This window comes from Rothia sp. HMSC065G12, assembly GCF_001811455.1.
GTDB classification, from domain to species: domain Bacteria; phylum Actinomycetota; class Actinomycetes; order Actinomycetales; family Micrococcaceae; genus Rothia; species Rothia dentocariosa.
This window is the reverse complement of record NZ_KV804820.1, coordinates 37,843-52,509: the sequence shown is the minus strand read 5'-3', so window position 1 is coordinate 52,509 and position 14,667 is coordinate 37,843. Positions and strand designations below refer to the sequence as shown.

18 protein-coding genes are annotated in these 14,667 nt (G+C 51.3%); 5 read left to right on the top strand and 13 right to left on the bottom strand.

The window, feature by feature from the left end:
* The first annotated feature begins 50 nt into the window (after positions 1–50).
* Positions 51–833, top strand: coding sequence for an SDR family NAD(P)-dependent oxidoreductase (locus tag HMPREF2804_RS10555; protein WP_070448708.1), 783 nt, complete (start codon positions 51–53; stop codon positions 831–833).
* Positions 834–955: 122 nt separating this feature from the next.
* Here HMPREF2804_RS10555 and HMPREF2804_RS10550 read toward each other — a convergent pair whose 3' ends face one another.
* Complete coding sequence (locus tag HMPREF2804_RS10550) at positions 956–1,588, bottom strand: DJ-1/PfpI family protein (RefSeq protein WP_070448739.1); 633 nt, start codon at positions 1,586–1,588, stop codon at positions 956–958.
* Positions 1,589–1,887: 299 nt separating this feature from the next.
* On the opposite strand from HMPREF2804_RS10550, the gene HMPREF2804_RS10545 reads away from it, so the two are divergent.
* From HMPREF2804_RS10545 to HMPREF2804_RS10530, 3 genes are all read left to right on the top strand, one after another.
* Positions 1,888–2,847 (top strand): NADP-dependent oxidoreductase, encoded by a 960-nt coding sequence (locus HMPREF2804_RS10545; RefSeq protein ID WP_070448709.1) that lies wholly within the window; start codon positions 1,888–1,890, stop codon positions 2,845–2,847.
* 665 nt (positions 2,848–3,512) lie between these two features.
* Positions 3,513–4,328: a class I SAM-dependent methyltransferase gene (locus tag HMPREF2804_RS10535; protein ID WP_070448711.1), complete on the top strand. Its 816-nt coding sequence runs from the start codon at positions 3,513–3,515 to the stop codon at positions 4,326–4,328.
* Between the two features lie 376 nt (positions 4,329–4,704).
* Positions 4,705–4,962 carry a GlsB/YeaQ/YmgE family stress response membrane protein gene (locus tag HMPREF2804_RS10530; RefSeq protein WP_037231102.1) on the top strand — a complete coding sequence of 86 codons (258 nt, stop codon included), beginning with the start codon at positions 4,705–4,707 and terminating at the stop codon, positions 4,960–4,962.
* 107 nt (positions 4,963–5,069) lie between these two features.
* On the opposite strand, the gene HMPREF2804_RS10525 is transcribed toward HMPREF2804_RS10530, so the two are convergent.
* From HMPREF2804_RS10525 to HMPREF2804_RS10500, 6 genes are all read right to left on the bottom strand, one after another.
* Positions 5,070–5,288, bottom strand: coding sequence for a type II toxin-antitoxin system VapB family antitoxin (locus HMPREF2804_RS10525; protein WP_246824287.1), 219 nt, complete (start codon positions 5,286–5,288; stop codon positions 5,070–5,072).
* Between the two features lie 40 nt (positions 5,289–5,328).
* The gene (locus tag HMPREF2804_RS10520; protein WP_070628316.1) at positions 5,329–6,063 is read right to left on the bottom strand and encodes a class I SAM-dependent methyltransferase; all 735 of its coding nucleotides are present in this window, start codon (positions 6,061–6,063) and stop codon (positions 5,329–5,331) included.
* Complete coding sequence (locus tag HMPREF2804_RS10515) at positions 6,060–6,521, bottom strand: DUF2867 domain-containing protein (RefSeq protein ID WP_070618585.1); 462 nt, start codon at positions 6,519–6,521, stop codon at positions 6,060–6,062. Before HMPREF2804_RS10515 ends, HMPREF2804_RS10520 begins: the two co-directional genes overlap by 4 nt.
* 131 nt (positions 6,522–6,652) lie before the next feature.
* Positions 6,653–6,880, bottom strand: a complete 228-nt coding sequence (locus HMPREF2804_RS10510) for a YdeI/OmpD-associated family protein (protein ID WP_013397528.1) — start codon at positions 6,878–6,880, stop codon at positions 6,653–6,655.
* Between the two features lie 227 nt (positions 6,881–7,107).
* Entirely contained in the window at positions 7,108–7,839 is a 732-nt protein-coding gene (locus HMPREF2804_RS10505) for a 1,4-beta-cellobiosidase (protein WP_070536771.1), read from the bottom strand.
* A gap of 432 nt (positions 7,840–8,271) precedes the next feature.
* The gene (locus HMPREF2804_RS10500; RefSeq protein WP_246824285.1) at positions 8,272–9,039 is read right to left on the bottom strand and encodes a protein RtoA (Ratio-A); all 768 of its coding nucleotides are present in this window, start codon (positions 9,037–9,039) and stop codon (positions 8,272–8,274) included.
* A 389-nt stretch (positions 9,040–9,428) separates the two neighbouring features.
* Between HMPREF2804_RS10500 and HMPREF2804_RS10495 the strand changes: the two genes are divergently transcribed.
* On the top strand, positions 9,429–9,641 hold the full coding sequence (locus tag HMPREF2804_RS10495) for a TOBE domain-containing protein (RefSeq protein ID WP_037234731.1): 213 nt from the start codon (positions 9,429–9,431) through the stop codon (positions 9,639–9,641).
* 114 nt (positions 9,642–9,755) lie between these two features.
* Here the strand turns inward: HMPREF2804_RS10495 and HMPREF2804_RS10490 are convergent, their stop codons facing one another.
* From HMPREF2804_RS10490 to HMPREF2804_RS10470, 6 genes are all read right to left on the bottom strand, one after another.
* Positions 9,756–10,478, bottom strand: a complete 723-nt coding sequence (locus tag HMPREF2804_RS10490; protein ID WP_070536775.1) for a type 1 glutamine amidotransferase domain-containing protein — start codon at positions 10,476–10,478, stop codon at positions 9,756–9,758.
* Between the two features lie 178 nt (positions 10,479–10,656).
* Positions 10,657–11,067, bottom strand: coding sequence for a hypothetical protein (locus HMPREF2804_RS10485; protein WP_070536777.1), 411 nt, complete (start codon positions 11,065–11,067; stop codon positions 10,657–10,659).
* Between the two features lie 25 nt (positions 11,068–11,092).
* Positions 11,093–12,583 (bottom strand): ApeA N-terminal domain 1-containing protein, encoded by a 1,491-nt coding sequence (locus HMPREF2804_RS10480; protein WP_070536779.1) that lies wholly within the window; start codon positions 12,581–12,583, stop codon positions 11,093–11,095.
* A 17-nt stretch (positions 12,584–12,600) separates the two neighbouring features.
* Positions 12,601–13,686, bottom strand: coding sequence for a redox-regulated ATPase YchF (ychF, locus tag HMPREF2804_RS10475; protein ID WP_070536780.1), 1,086 nt, complete (start codon positions 13,684–13,686; stop codon positions 12,601–12,603).
* Positions 13,652–13,849 (bottom strand): hypothetical protein, encoded by a 198-nt coding sequence (locus HMPREF2804_RS11030; protein ID WP_141750949.1) that lies wholly within the window; start codon positions 13,847–13,849, stop codon positions 13,652–13,654. The genes ychF and HMPREF2804_RS11030 overlap by 35 nt, the downstream gene beginning before the upstream one ends.
* Before the next feature lie 53 nt (positions 13,850–13,902).
* Complete coding sequence (locus HMPREF2804_RS10470) at positions 13,903–14,535, bottom strand: response regulator transcription factor (protein ID WP_005508461.1); 633 nt, start codon at positions 14,533–14,535, stop codon at positions 13,903–13,905.
* Positions 14,536–14,667: the final 132 nt, after the last annotated feature.

Below are 14,667 nucleotides of genomic sequence, written 5' to 3'. Positions count from 1 at the left end.
TATGCGGGAATTACTCTTTATCACTCATTCCCTCCCCCAAGGAGATCATCATGAATACCAATTCTGCTCTTTCCGGCAAGAATGCCGTTATTACCGGCGGCAGCGACGGTATCGGCTACGGTATTGCCGAAGAATTTGCCCGCCAAGGTGCTAACCTATTCCTCATTGCTCGCACCCCCACAAAACTTGCAGAAGCCAGCGCACGCTTGAGCGAATACCCCGTGACCGTGCACACCTTCGCAGCAGATTTAACGGATATTTCTGAGGTAAACCGCGCCGCCGAGCACGCCCTTGATATTTTGGGAAGTATTGATGTGCTGGTCAATAATGCCGGTATTGCACGGTTTATTCCCTTTGAGCAAACCGACGAGAACGCTTTTGACGAGCATTTTAATCTCAACGTCAAAGCCCCGTATTTCTTGGCACAAAAGTTATTGCCTGAACTCGCTAAAAATTCTGGCAATATTGTTAACATTTCGTCATATTTTTCGAAGCGGATGCTTCCGGGGCGGCCTTCGACTGTCTATTCCATGACAAAGGGCGCGTTAAATCTTTTCACACAGTCATTAGCGTTTGAGGCGGGTTCCGCCGGGGTACGCGTGAATGCGATTGCGCCGGGAATGGTCGAAACTCCACAATTGCTGCGCAATGTTTCTGCGATGCCGCCTGAAGCGCAGGAGCACATGAAGCAAAATGCCTCGGCGTTGATTCCGTTGGGGCGCATCGGGAATGTTGATGATATTGGGCGTGCCGCCGCGTTTTTGGCATCGGATGCGGCCGAATGGGTGACCGGCGCGGTATTGAGCGTGGATGGTGGTGTTACGACGCACTAGGCTTGCTGCCCTGTTCTCCCCTCCCCTCTCCCTAGTGTTGTAAAAAAGGCTCTTCATACGAATCAAGCGGATTTTCTAACGCTTTATTCGTATAAAGGGTCTTTTTATGCGCTGGGAGGAAGCTACGCTGATTCGAACTCAGCAGAATGTGCAAATGGGTCAGTGTCCGGGTCATTTTGCCACAGATATTCGCAGCGGGACGCGATCTCTTGAGCCGTTTCCAAACCCCACCGGTCGGCGATAAAACCTAGAGTCATATCCATACCCGCCGAAACTCCCGAGGATGTATAAAACTTCTCTGTGCTCACCCAACGCGCCTTCTGCTGCCACCTCACCTGTGGGCGCGTCCCACGCACCCACTCGAAGGCACGTTTGTTAGTAGTAGCAGGCTTCCCGTCAAGAACACCTGTGGCAGCAAGAAGTGCCGCTCCGGTGCAGACCGTCAGGCAGGTTTGGCTTTGCTGTACCAATTTCGCAAGGTTTTGCAGGAATAGGTCGTTCATGACGAGAGAGCGCGTACCTATACCTCCTGGAATCAGAAGAATGCTCCCCGGAGGAAGACTCTCAACAATTTCTGTCTTGAGGGTAAAGCCCTGGGCGGAACGTACCAATGAACCACCGTTTTCGGATGCGCCCGCCACCGAGATATACCGCATACGCACATCAGGCACACGATGCAAAAATTCGATAGGTCCCATAGCGTCGAGAGTCTCATAACCGTCGAAGAAAAGACAGTACACAGATGTAGTCGTCATAGCACCCATGCTAAAAAGGGTCGTTATGTGAATCAAGCACGATTCTTCAACGTTTTATTCACATCAAGGGTTTTTATTATGCGCTCAGGCATGTGCTGCAGGTTTGTACGCCTGGAAATATACCCGGGTGCCCGTCGTAAAACCGTCATTTATCACGGTTTGGCACGCATACAGGTTAGAGTTAAACACAGAGGCATTATTTTGGGTGCCGTCGCCCATTACACAGCTGCGGTTCTCATGTCGAATGCCGTGCATCCTACACCGATGCTTCCGCAATGACCGATAAGAAAGAGATAAATATGTCGCTACCAACCACAATGCGCGCCGTACAATACGACAAATTTGGTGGGTCTGATCTGCTCACGATCAACGAGGTTCCCGTGCCATCTCCCCGCCCCGGCCAGGTGTTGGTACGCGTGCAGGCCTTCAGTGTGAATCGCATTGACGTGATCGTGCGCGAAGGCGAAATGCGGCTTTTTACGGGCAAACGCTTCCCCAAAGGTACCGGTGTGGATGCGCTCGGCGAGGTTGTCAGCGTGGGCACCGGCGTTATGGACTACAAAGTTGGCGATATTGTGTGGGGGTTCAACGGCTCCATTTCGATGGCGCCCACCGGTACGGCGGCCGAATACGTGCTATTCCGTGAGAACCGGATTCACCATGCGCCGCGCATCCAGAACCAGATTGATGCGGCGGCACTGCCGCTCGTGAGCCTTGCCGCCCTGCAGGTGCTCCGCAAGAACCTGAAACTCCAGGCCGGTCAGCGTCTGCTGGTAGTGGGTGCCAGCGGTGGTGTAGGGCATGCCGCACTGCAGATCGGGCAGATTTTGGGGGCTCAGGTGGCGACCGTTTCTGCCGAAGAAAATATAGCTCTGTGCCGCGAGCTAGGTTCGATTGAGGCATACGACCATGAGGCTCTGCCAGACCCCGAAAAGGTTGAGAAATTCGATGCGATCCTGGACTGCGGAGGCGTTGTGACCGCGTTTTACCGCAACTACTTGAAGCCGGGCGGGCGCATGATGACGGTCTCACCTGACGGTCTTCCGGCGGTGCTGACCTCGCTGTTCACGAACCGTCGCGTGGGTTTCCTGCTGGCGACCAAGGCATCGTCCGAGGCCATGAAGTGGATTACCAATGCCGTTGAGCGCGGTCAGCTGCGCCCAGTCATTGAGAAGAAATACTCGCTTGAGGAGCTTGGCGCCGCGCAAGATCGTGTAGCCGAGAAACATACACGCGGCAAACTCGTAGTGGTTATGTAACTCTTGAGTTATTCATACGGGCGAGGTTTTGGCGTATGGCTACAAAGAGGTGGCTATGCGCTCAAAGCCTCGCCTTTATGCGTGCCCGTGACGATGCGGCACGCATGTTTGCGACGCTGGGAGTAGGCTAAAGGTATGAGAATTGGTATGCGTAAACCCAGTGTGAAACGAATGATTAAGGCCCGCACCACCGGCCGGGCAAAACGCGCCGTAAAAAGAGCTGTGATTCCTGGTTATGGCAGGCGCGGTATGGGGTTTGTGAAAAACCCGAAGCGAGCCGTAAAAGGGGCTATCTACCGCCGCACGACCTTCAGCGTGTGGGATTTGTTTAGGTAATGGAAGAGTTCTTCTCTTGCGGTAACGCTCAATCCGGGAGCATTTTCTTCATTCGGGAGCAGTTAAAGTGCTCCCGAATGAAGAAAATGCTCCCGATTTGTCATGTTGTGGTTGTAACGCCGGAATAAGAGCCTGAATATGCACCAGTATGTGCCTCACACGGTTCTTCTTTACATGTCTAGAGCCGCCCCTCGCCCATGTAGCACTCACTCCTCAATCTTGCACCGCCGCATAAAAACCTTTGGAAAAGACCCTAAAAATAAAGGTTCTCGCGCGGTATACTAAGGATAAGCTAACCTCCTCGTCAAAGCTGAAAGGGGCCTTTTCCTATGCTGAAAATCGAAGATGCCATCAGCGAGACCTTACTTATCCCCCTGTACATGAAGCACCTCGCCTCGCAACAGCCCGACCCAATCATCAAAGACGAGGCAGCGGGGCGCATCGTTTCGCAGTTAGACTACAATTTCTCTAAATTTGATAACGTCATTCACACCGTTGTCGGCACCGCGATTCGCTCAGATTACTTTGACCGGCTCGCGGCCGATTTTATTAAGCGCCAACCTAACCCGGTGATCGTTAATGTTGGATGCGGTCTAGACAGCCGCCGGGAACGCATCGGCGAAATCGCGCAGAACGTGCCGTTTTACAGCCTAGATTTACCCGATGTGATGACTTTGCGTATAAAGTTGCTGCCCCCGCAAGGCAGTGAAGTTTTCCTGGGAACCTCAGCCTTCGACGCGGGTTGGATGGACGAGCTGAACGATCTGCAGCCGAATGCCCAATTTCTGTTCGTGATTGAAGGCATGATGATGTACTTTGACCGTTACACGGTACGCGCTTTGTTCCGCGATCTTGCGCAGCGTTTTCACGGCAGTGAGATCGCGTTCGACGTCATAAACTCGTGGATGGTTTCGCATTCTGATCAGCACGAAGCACTTAAGCACTCCCGCGCGCGATTCGTTTTTGGATGCGACGACGATCATGAACCCGAGCGTTGGGCTCATAACCTTCGCTTGGTGAGCGCTAAACGGCTGATGACAGACTTTCCGGCGTGGAAGAAGAGCGGGGCACTGTCTGCCATGATAGCGCGGCGTTTACCATTCCTGAAGGAATCCTTCCGTATGCTCCACTACCGGATAGACTAACCCTGCGTATTTCAAGCGTTATCAGATTATTCTTCCTGCACAAGCAGGATCCGGCGATTTACCCGCCGGGGCACTATTTCAAGCGCAGCAGGAAATAAACCGCATTCCGAAAATGGGTGAGGTAACAAGCCAGAACCCGTTGCCTTTTAGCGCGTCTTACCCCAGCTGCTCTTTTCTGCTCCTGGGGTTATAGCTTCGCAGGCTCCGCATAGTGTACAGTCCGGGTTGGAACCGCATACACGTATATTTTACCCATCAAGTAATTTGTACTGTACAATTGAGGGTTCATATGCGATAACCACACATTATCGCTCGTGTGCAAAGTCTATGGAACTCTGCGCAGTATATGACTCATCCAAACCGCAAGGAGGTATCTATGGGTCAGCTTATTGGGATGATTATTGCGGGTGCTATTATTGGCGCCCTTGCCCGCCTGTTCATGAAGGGTCAGCAGAATATTTCTATTCTTTGGACCATCATCTTGGGTGCTGTCGGCGCATTTGTCGGAGGCTGGGTAGCTGGTCTGCTTGGCGTTGCTGAAACCGCCGGTATCGACTGGATCCGCTGGATTCTTTCGATTATCGCCGCGATGGTCGCTATCTCCATCTACTTGAGCGTCACACACAAGAAGTAGCTTCTTCCACATTCTGCAAAAGCGGATCCTCGAACATTCTGTTTCGAGGATCCGCTTTTTATTGTGCGTTACGGGTGCTTTTTGTTAGAAACCGCCCTTATATGCACTCATATATCTTGGTGCCGTGGAGCTGCTTGGGCTTGAGGTTCGGAACCTCCTAATGTAGCAAGCAGGCGTCCGTTTTCAACACGTACCAGAGTTTCCAAGGCAGCACGCACTAGAGAAGAATGTTCTTCAATACCGGTGAGCATAGCCGCTTTAGCAACAATCTCTTCATCCAAAGTCACAGTTGTACGCATAATACCCTCCGCATCAGTAAACAGCATACCCTTGATGTAGATAATGATGCTGCTTTATTTTGCATATCTACCTCGTTGGCACCACAGCCTCAAAAACCATAATCGGTTGAGTGCCATCAAAAGGGGTGCGGCACCAGTCACCCCATACGGCGTGTATTTCAAATCCTGCATTCTGCAGCTGGTAGCCTAATGTCTTTTTATCTCGAAAAGTTAGGATACTTTCTTGGACCGCAGTCTCTCCAGAGTCCATGAAGTGATAGTTAGTGCGGTACAGAACCTGCCCATTATTATCAGGTGCAACCGCTTCTGACCATTCAGATATCAGTCCGTGCCGTGTGGAGCGAGTCGTAGTAGACGTAGTCCAATTTTCCCAGGCTCGACATGCTGGATTACGGCTCTCGAACGCGAGCATTCCACCTGAGTGCATTATACGATGTAGGTCATTCAAGGTCTTTTCCCACTGTGGGCTAGGGATGTGTTGCGCCACATTACCACTCATCACTACCAAATCGAAGCCATGGTCGGGAACATTTCGGCTATCCCCCAGAATCCACCGGATTTTGGAAGCGCCAGGGCGACTGCGTGCGTACTCTAACATTGATGCTGACGGGTCTACACCGATAACAGCACGCCCTGATTGAGCTAAAGTTACGGTAAGTATGCCGGTACCGCATCCTAGGTCAAGGATTCTTTGGGCATTAAACCGATGAGCTAGAGAACGGTAATAATCATGGTCCGCCCCATCGGGGTTGTCTTCATCATAGAAATCAACTATACGAGGGTCATAATCTTTTGCACTCATGGTTTTATATCGACTTGACGCAGCATGTAAGGTACTAGAGCCATATGAAAAGGCCAGATACATGTCAAGTACACCTTCCCCACAGCCGATTGAGGCTGGGCGTGTGTTTCAATCCCGCCACGCGCAGACCTGCTGCCCTCCTCAGCAGCGGCAACCACGAATTTTGAGGAGAACTCTATATGCTTATCCTTATGGCCACCAATGACATGCTCATCAGTGACCTCAGTAAAAGTAAAGGGGCCCGCTGATGAACCAACCGTAACTTCCAATTGTTTGGATTTCGATGAGGGCTGTACTGTAAACCCTATTTTCTGTACAACACGGTTACGAACCCGCATTATCGTACGAACCCACGGAGGGGTTGCAGATAAAAAACGGTAGGTAAATTCCTGTGCATCCCAACTAGTGGGTATCTGCACATAGTGACCATCAGAAAAATTCATATTGTTAAATCGCATGTTCAAGGCTCCTGGTACGCTCAGCAAAACTGCCTAACACAGGATAAATCGCGTTCCATATCCTGGCAGAGTGCAGAATACAGATCAGGGTGCGTTTTCAGCATGACTGCTCGTGGCGGTGCATCTTGAACCTATTTACGTGAGGCCTTATGTTCCTTGCCCATATAGATACCGCCCTGTGCCAGCTCGGTGAGCATTTGTTCGAGGCGCTCGATACGCATCGCCGGTGTCTTGGCGCGGTTGATCCAACCAATATAGTCGTTGCGCTGATACGCTGGTCGAGCCTTATAGTCGGTGCGTAACCCCGCGTTTTTCAGGGCCGCCGCAATATCTTTCGGCATAGTGTGTTGCTCGCGCATAAAGCCTCCTGAGGTGGGTGTTTATCGTGTACCTGTACTCCACGCTACCTGTAGCACGGTGGCAGGTTCAAGATTTCAGGTAAGCGCGAACTATACCGGGCAGTATTTTCCGCGGGTCACGATGCTCCTGAGGGTAGCTCTTGATAGCCTTCACCTCATAGACGCAGAGAGGCGCGCATCCTGCGATGGTTGAGGATGCGCGCCTAACCGTTTCTTTCAAAGGGGTATCAGCGCTTTGCCGGCTGAACTGCTCCCTTAGGGGTTACCGCATTCGAACCATTGGGCATCACGGGGGTTTCAGGCGTTCCACTTGGGGTCTCACGAGACGCTTCACCGTTCATCCTGACCTCGTAGGTACCGTTAGGTTGCACCTGTGAGTTCTTATTGGAGCCATTGGGCAGACCATTTTCATTTGTAATCCAGGACCCATCGGCACCCACCCAATCGGTGTTTCCGGTGGCTGGATTGCTCCGGTCCCATGACCCATCGGGATACACCCTCACGATCTCACCGTCGGGTTCGGTTGCAGTCCAGGATCCGTCTTCAGCAACCTGCACATACCCTTCAGAACCGGGATTTTGGTTCGCTGTCTTTCCGGGGGCGCCCTGTTGTTGGGCTCCGCCGCCAGCGACGCCGCCGTTAGTTCCCGCACCCTGGTCTGCCTGGGTGCCGCCTCCATTAGCGCCGGTACCGCCGTCACCTTGCACTGCACCATTACCGGAATTCTGTTCCGCACCTGCGCCGCCGTTAGCGCCTGAACCGGAATTTCCAGATGTTCCACCGCCGTTATTCACAGCGTTGGAGCTTCCTGTGGAACTAGAAGCACGAGATGAACTTGATGAAGAAGAAGCCGAGGACGAACTTGAAGAATCATTCGCACTATTTGAGCCGCATGCGCTCAAAGCCAAGATGCCAGCAACAGCCAGAGATACGCATGCGGTAGCCTTCTTGGTAGTCATAATTCGCATCCTTTCTCCTGATAAATATCAACTGGTGTTTTAACCGTCGCATAGCTCACATGTATTGTCAGGAATTTTCCAGATTTTGCAAATATTTTTACCACGAAATATAGTTACACCTGTGTATTACACATTAAAGAAATTGAATTACCTTATATAACTAAACTAAATTTTATTTATGAACGAATCAACTAACGATTATTAATATTTTGAAAAATCATAAATTTATACTGTCTCACATATTTCCAAGACGGTGGCTTCCACCGGTATAGAATTTTTTGACGTTCACCCCAACCCGTAACCCCGACGACGTTAGCCCCCAAATTTCAGCGGGTGTGTACGCTGTGCACACAATAGGGTGCGCATCCTCAGGTATTGAGGATGCGCACCCGTTTCGCGCAAATCACTTCGCGAAAGTATCTCTGCTAGTTATTACATGCCCGGCTTAGTGGGCTGTACCGGATTTACTGCCGGGACCGCCTTCGGGTCGGGGAGTTTTCCAGGAGACACCGGGACAGCATTGCTGGGTATCTCGGGGGAAAGCTGACCGTCATAGGTAACCCGGTAGGTTCCGTCAGCCTCTACCCGGGCTACCGTGTGCCCGTCGGCATAGTTCTTAGTCCAAGAACCATCCGCCGCAACGGTACTGGTACCGTCTTCCCCAACGCTCGTCCAGCCACCGTCGCCGTCGACATGATACCGAGAACCCGTGGTATCAACGTAATCCCAGGAAGCTTCGCGGTGGATTACGTATTCGCCAGGGGTCAATGCGTTGGGGTTTTTCGTGACATTATGTTCATCATTCGCAGCATTCGCTCCCCCAGGATCGGCCTGTTGCTGCTGGGCACCGCCTTGGGCTTCAGCACCCTGGTTCGCTTGTGCTCCGCCGTTGGTATCGGCGCCGGTTACGCTGCCACTCTGTGCGCCAGTGCCGGAGTTTTGATCCGCCCCAGTGCCGTCTTCAGCACCAGAATTTGCTGCGCCGCCGTTAGCGCCTGAACCGGAGTTTGCGGAGTTTCCACCACCGTTGCTCACCGTGCCAGCTCCACCGGCGCTAGCTGTCTTGGAGGCTGTTGTTGATGATGAAGACGATGGGGAAGAATTCGAAGCATCATTAGAGCTATTTGAACCACAGGCGCTCAAAGCCATAATGCCAGCAACAGCCAGGGATACATATACAGGTACCTTCGTGGTAGTCATAATTCGCATCCTTTCTCCTGATAAATATCAGCTGGTGTTTTAACCGTCGCATAAGCCCGTGTGTATTGTCAGAAATTTTCCAGATTTTGCAAATATTTTTTATAACAGGGTGTAAATAAGTGGATATATTACATAATAAAGAATAGATATGTATTATAAAACTAAAATAACTCTTTCTCTAAACTTCTTACAATAAGAAATATTGAATATTTTATCTATGAAATATATGTGCTTGAGTTAGGTCTATCTAGGTATTACCCCGGCTTCGCATCGCAGGAATTGGCGTAAGCCCTGGGGGTTGAGAGTTACTACCCGCACAGGAAGGTGCTTGCACAAACTAAGACATGTAACATGTAGGGGATATTCGTTTACTCTGGAAGGAACCGAGCATGAAGCTTTCTGCCCGTAACCAGCTCGCTGGCACCATTGTTGAGATTACCGAAGGCGCTACCAACGGCATTGTGAAGATTGAGATCGCTCCCGGTCTGATTGTTTCTTCCTCGATTACCAACGCCGCTATTGAGGAGCTTGGGCTGCAGGTTGGTAAGCCCGCTACCGCCATTATCAAGGCATCCAACGTCATGGTTGGTGTTGAGGACTAATCCTCTCCCCTGTGCGCTCGAGTGCTTCCGGCACCGGGCAACACTAAATAAGCTAAGGCTCGATCCCGGTACGGTTCGCGATAACCGTACCGGGATCGAGCACGTTAAAACTAGTTACAGAGGCTCCGAGCCTTTAGCCTTCAGAGAGTCGAGCCGATCGAGTTCATCACACACAGAAGAAGCAACAAGATTACCTGATGAGGAGTTGTTATGCCCCGTCACCAGTCCATTAGTCGCTGCCGCTGTGCCCCTATAAGGTTTTGTGCGAATATAGTCTGCCCCGCGTTCTTTGGCTAGTTCTTCAGCATTGTAGGGTACCTTCTGAGACACTAAAGCGAGTTTCTCTTCCTTCCAGGAGGGACCGGTCAGTATTTTGCCGTTCACCAGATAGCTTCCATCACTCAGGCGTACATTGAGGATTCCGCAGTACCCGTGCCCCACGGATGCGACGATCGCGCCCCGCTCGTATACACTGGCGATGAGGTTGTGCAGCTCGGAGTTATGCGTGAAGTCGAACATGGTGCCATGCCCACCAGCCAGGCATATAGCATCGTACGTGTTCGGGTCTACGGACCGGATGGGAAGGGTGTTTTTCAAGAGCGCCATGCGTGCCTGGTTATTCAGCCAGGATTTTGCACTCTCATTGCGGAATGGGAACTTCAGAGAGCGGGGATCTAAAGGGACGTCTCCCCCACGTGGACTGGCGATGTCCTGCTCGCAGCCCTCCCGTTCAAACCTATCCCAAGCGGTCGTCAGCCCAGAAAGCCACAGCCCCGTCGGGTCACCATTATCGTACTGCCCCACATTCGTCACGATGTGCAAGATTCTTTTACCCATAAGCCTATATTAGCTGGGGCGTGCCTACACATGGGTGTGGTGTCATATCAGGGCTTTCACCAGAAACTTATCAACTATTAGCAATTCAGACTCGGGTACCTTACACTAATAGACACATTTCAGGCTGAGCCAGCACGGGTGAAGCTATCAAGTTACTGCTTCTAATACAGTGATATATCTACGACTTAATTCGAAGGGTATGAGGCTTCGGTAAGACTGTCTGTTCGAGACCTAATTCGCTTCGTAAGCTGTTCCTCAGAGTCTCGATGACGGGATCGAGCGAACCGCTATTACCCTCGTTCATCTCTTTCATGAAATCTTGAGCAGCTTCTATCTCCTTGTGGCCTCCCAAAAGGATAATATCGGATAGAGCTGATTCCAGATCATCACGATACTCTTGAGATAAATTACGCCCACGATTAGATGAATTTATAAGGCGTCGATAAGCACTCAGAAGAAAATCTATTCGCTGATTGCGTCTAGCATTATCAACTTCACGTTTTACGGTCAGCCGATGCGCTACAAAACCACCAATAACAGCACCTAATATAGCTGATAATAAAGAAAAAATTGAAACCAATATTTCCATTTTTCAGCCTCTCTATTAATATATTCTAGCTCTCTTTTGCAGGGGCAACTATAATTTTATGAGCCCTTCGAGCTATTCCTCCAATCTGAGGGTTTTCATCGAAGATATTAATTTGTTGTTCAACAGAAACCCCTAACTCCTGCAGTATAATAAAGATAACTACTATTGTAGCAATATCCACTATAGTAATTAACTCTTCGTCAGAGTGACCTGTTCTTCCTTCATGAGCCAGATTGTTACGGGCTTTTACCGTAAACTTTGCCCACTTTTTTACATCTGGCATAAGTTTTGAAATTACAGCTGGATCCAGGTAATTAACTAGATCATAAAGTCTCTCTCGAAGTGTTTGATCGTTACGAATAGCACTTTTGAACTTATCGCGGTGTTTTTCTGGCACTTGCTCAAGCATCGCACTACGCATAGCTTTGAATTCACCCACCGGAAAAGGCTTGTTGCCAATTCCAAGACATCGATGAATTACTTCAACTGCTCCCACGGATGTCAGAAGATTACTTTCAATATACTGAGTTGGAGTATACCGAAGGCTCATAATCATATTAATGGCTGTTCGTAATCGGCTATGTACTTCATACCAGCGAGGTACAATTTCTGAAAATGGTATTGTGTCACATGTAAAAAGAGTTCGATGGGTCTCAACAGCTTGTGCATCAGCTACCCCTAGCGCAGGAGGTTTGTAGAGCATTTGGGCACGTCGTCGTGGAAGTTCACGACCATCAGGCAATCTCGATTCAGTCCCATCTATCTCCAATTGAACCCAGATAGTGCCAACGGCACGATGCATAGCTAAAGAAATAAGATTTTGAATAGTCACCATTTCTTCCAACGTATCAGTCAAAGATAATGGAGTTTTAGATTTTATCTGCACTCTTACTGACTCAGATATTTTAGCAATCGTTTTACCTTTTTGATGATCAATATAGGGAAGTGTATTTCCTGATACTAAGCAAATCTCTTTGTTCTCGACCGTGACTGATTGTTCACTGCAAGGAGTTACTTGAATACACCCACGCCCATCAAGCTCTTCGCTATCTGAAAACCCAAATTCGCACTCAATTCCTGATACCGCTGCCCAGACTCCAAGATCTTCGAATGACACTTCAACAGAAGAAAAAACTGAGGTGTTTTCATTCTCAATATGAATCCCAATAAGAGCTATAGAGGCCACAATAGTCTGCTTACCAGGACTATCTGGTTTAGCAAAGTAACGTTTAGTAAGACTAGGATAACATCCCAATAAAGTTATTTTCTGATACTCAGACACACCATGGATAGCATTCCACACACGACTCTCTTCACCAAACCACTTTATTTGTGTGCCATCTACGGAAGGTTCCCTTGTAATAACCCGTTCTTCAAATCCTCCAATTAGAGATAAGATTAAACCACCTTTAGCATCATAATGAAGTACACCTGGCACCTTTTCATCAGGACTCTCTGGAAGCCACCATATTCCTGCCCACTCTGCAGGTTGATCTAAATTATGTGGATTATTCATAGTCCTTTGACCAACCTCTACACGTTAAACCTAAACTCAACCACATCACCGTCTGCCATGATGTAGTCTTTGCCTTCCATGCGGACTTTGCCGCGGGCTTTTGCTTCGTTCATGGAGCCTGCCGCATCCAGGTCATCGAAGGAAACAACCTCAGCCTTGATGAAGCCACGCTCGAAATCGGAGTGGATTACGCCCGCCGCCTGCGGTGCCGTGTCTCCCTTATAAATCGTCCAGGCGCGCGATTCCTTTGGGCCAGCCGTCAGGTAGGTCTGCAGACCCAGGGTTGAGAAGCCTACACGAGCCAGCTTATCTAGGCCCGATTCGTCCTGACCGCTCATTTCCAGCATTTCGCGGGCCTCCTCCTCGGAAAGCTCCACCATGTCAGCCTCAAGTTTCGCGTCCAAGAAAACAGCCTCCGCCGGGGCCACCAGCTCACGCAGTTCTGCCTGCTTCTCCTCAGAGGCAAGCACGCCCTCATCCGCGTTAAACACGTAGATGAAAGGCTTAGCGGTCAGCAGGTTCAGCTCCTTCAAATGCGCCATCTCAAGCTTCTCGGCAGCCGCACGCGAGAAAATCGTGTTCCCGTCCTCAAGAATCTGCTGCGCCTGCTTGTAGGTTGCCAGCTGGGCGGCATCGCCCTTCTTAATCTTCACAGCCTTCTCCAGACGCGGAATAGCGTTCTCCAAAGTCTGCAGGTCAGCCAGAATCAGCTCAGTATTGATGGTCTCCATATCGGAGGCGGGGTCAACCTTGCCGTCCACGTGAATGACGTCCGGGTCATCAAACGCACGCACCACCTGGGCGATAGCGTGCGCCTCACGAATGTTCGCGAGGAACTTGTTACCCAGGCCCTCACCCTCAGAAGCGCCCTTCACAATACCCGCAATATCAACGAACGAAACAGTCGCAGGCAGAATACGCTCCGAACCAAAAATCTCAGCCAGACGGTTCAGACGCGCATCCGGCAGGTTCACCACGCCCACGTTCGGGTCAATGGTTGCGAACGGGTAGTTAGCCGCCAGCACAGTGTTGCCGGTCAGAGCGTTGAACAGGGTGGACTTGCCCACGTTAGGCAGGCCAACAATGCCGATAGTTAGAGCCACAAGTTTTCCTTCGAATCATGTACCCCGCCACACACTCAGGATGCGCCGCGCAGGTGGTGCGGCGGGTGCGGGCGGGCACAGGGCGAAAATGGTGCCCGCATCCAAGCGCGGCACCGTCGGTCTCAGGAAGAAACGGGTGCGGGGCGCCTGCGGGCATAGACACTACCATTCTACCGTGTTCGCGCAGGAGCCGCCCGGGTTGATGAGAGCAAGGCGCTAGAGCCAGCCGTTCTCCGTGGCGATACGCACCGCATCCTGACGAGTCGACGCACCCGTCTTCGCCATCGCCGCCGACAAATAATTACGCACCGTACCCGCCGACAAAAACAACGCCGACGCAATCTGCTGAGCCGTACCACCCGACGCCGCCTCACGCAGCACCTGCGCCTCACGCTCCGTCAACGGAGAAGCACCCGTCACCAAAGAATCCGCCGCCAACGACGGATCCACCACACGCAACCCCGCATGTACACGACGAATCGCCTCCGCCAACTGGCGAGCACCCGTATCCTTCACCACGAAACCACTCGCGCCAGCCTCCAGGGCGCGGCGCACATAGCCTGGGCGGCCAAACGTCGTCACAATCAGCGTGCGCACCGGCTCACCCGACTCACTCACCGCACCCGCATCACGCAGCGCCGCAGCCGCCTCAATACCATCAGCCAGCAAAGTACCGGGCATCTGCACATCCAACAGCACCACGTCCGGCTTCAATAGGGCGACAGCACCCAACACCTCATCACCGCTACCGACCTGACCCACAATCTGCAGGTCAACCTCCAAGCCCAGCAGAGCGGCAAGAGCCTCACGGATGAGCTGCTGATCGTCAGCGAGCAGAACACGAATCATGGGAGCCTCCCAGGGGGCGAAGACGGGGTGATAACGGCGGGCGGAACAACCGCGTGAGGTTGTCTACCACCACCATACAGGGGCGGGTAGCTCCCCCGTCCAGGGCGCGGCGCCAAGTTCCACAATCTACAG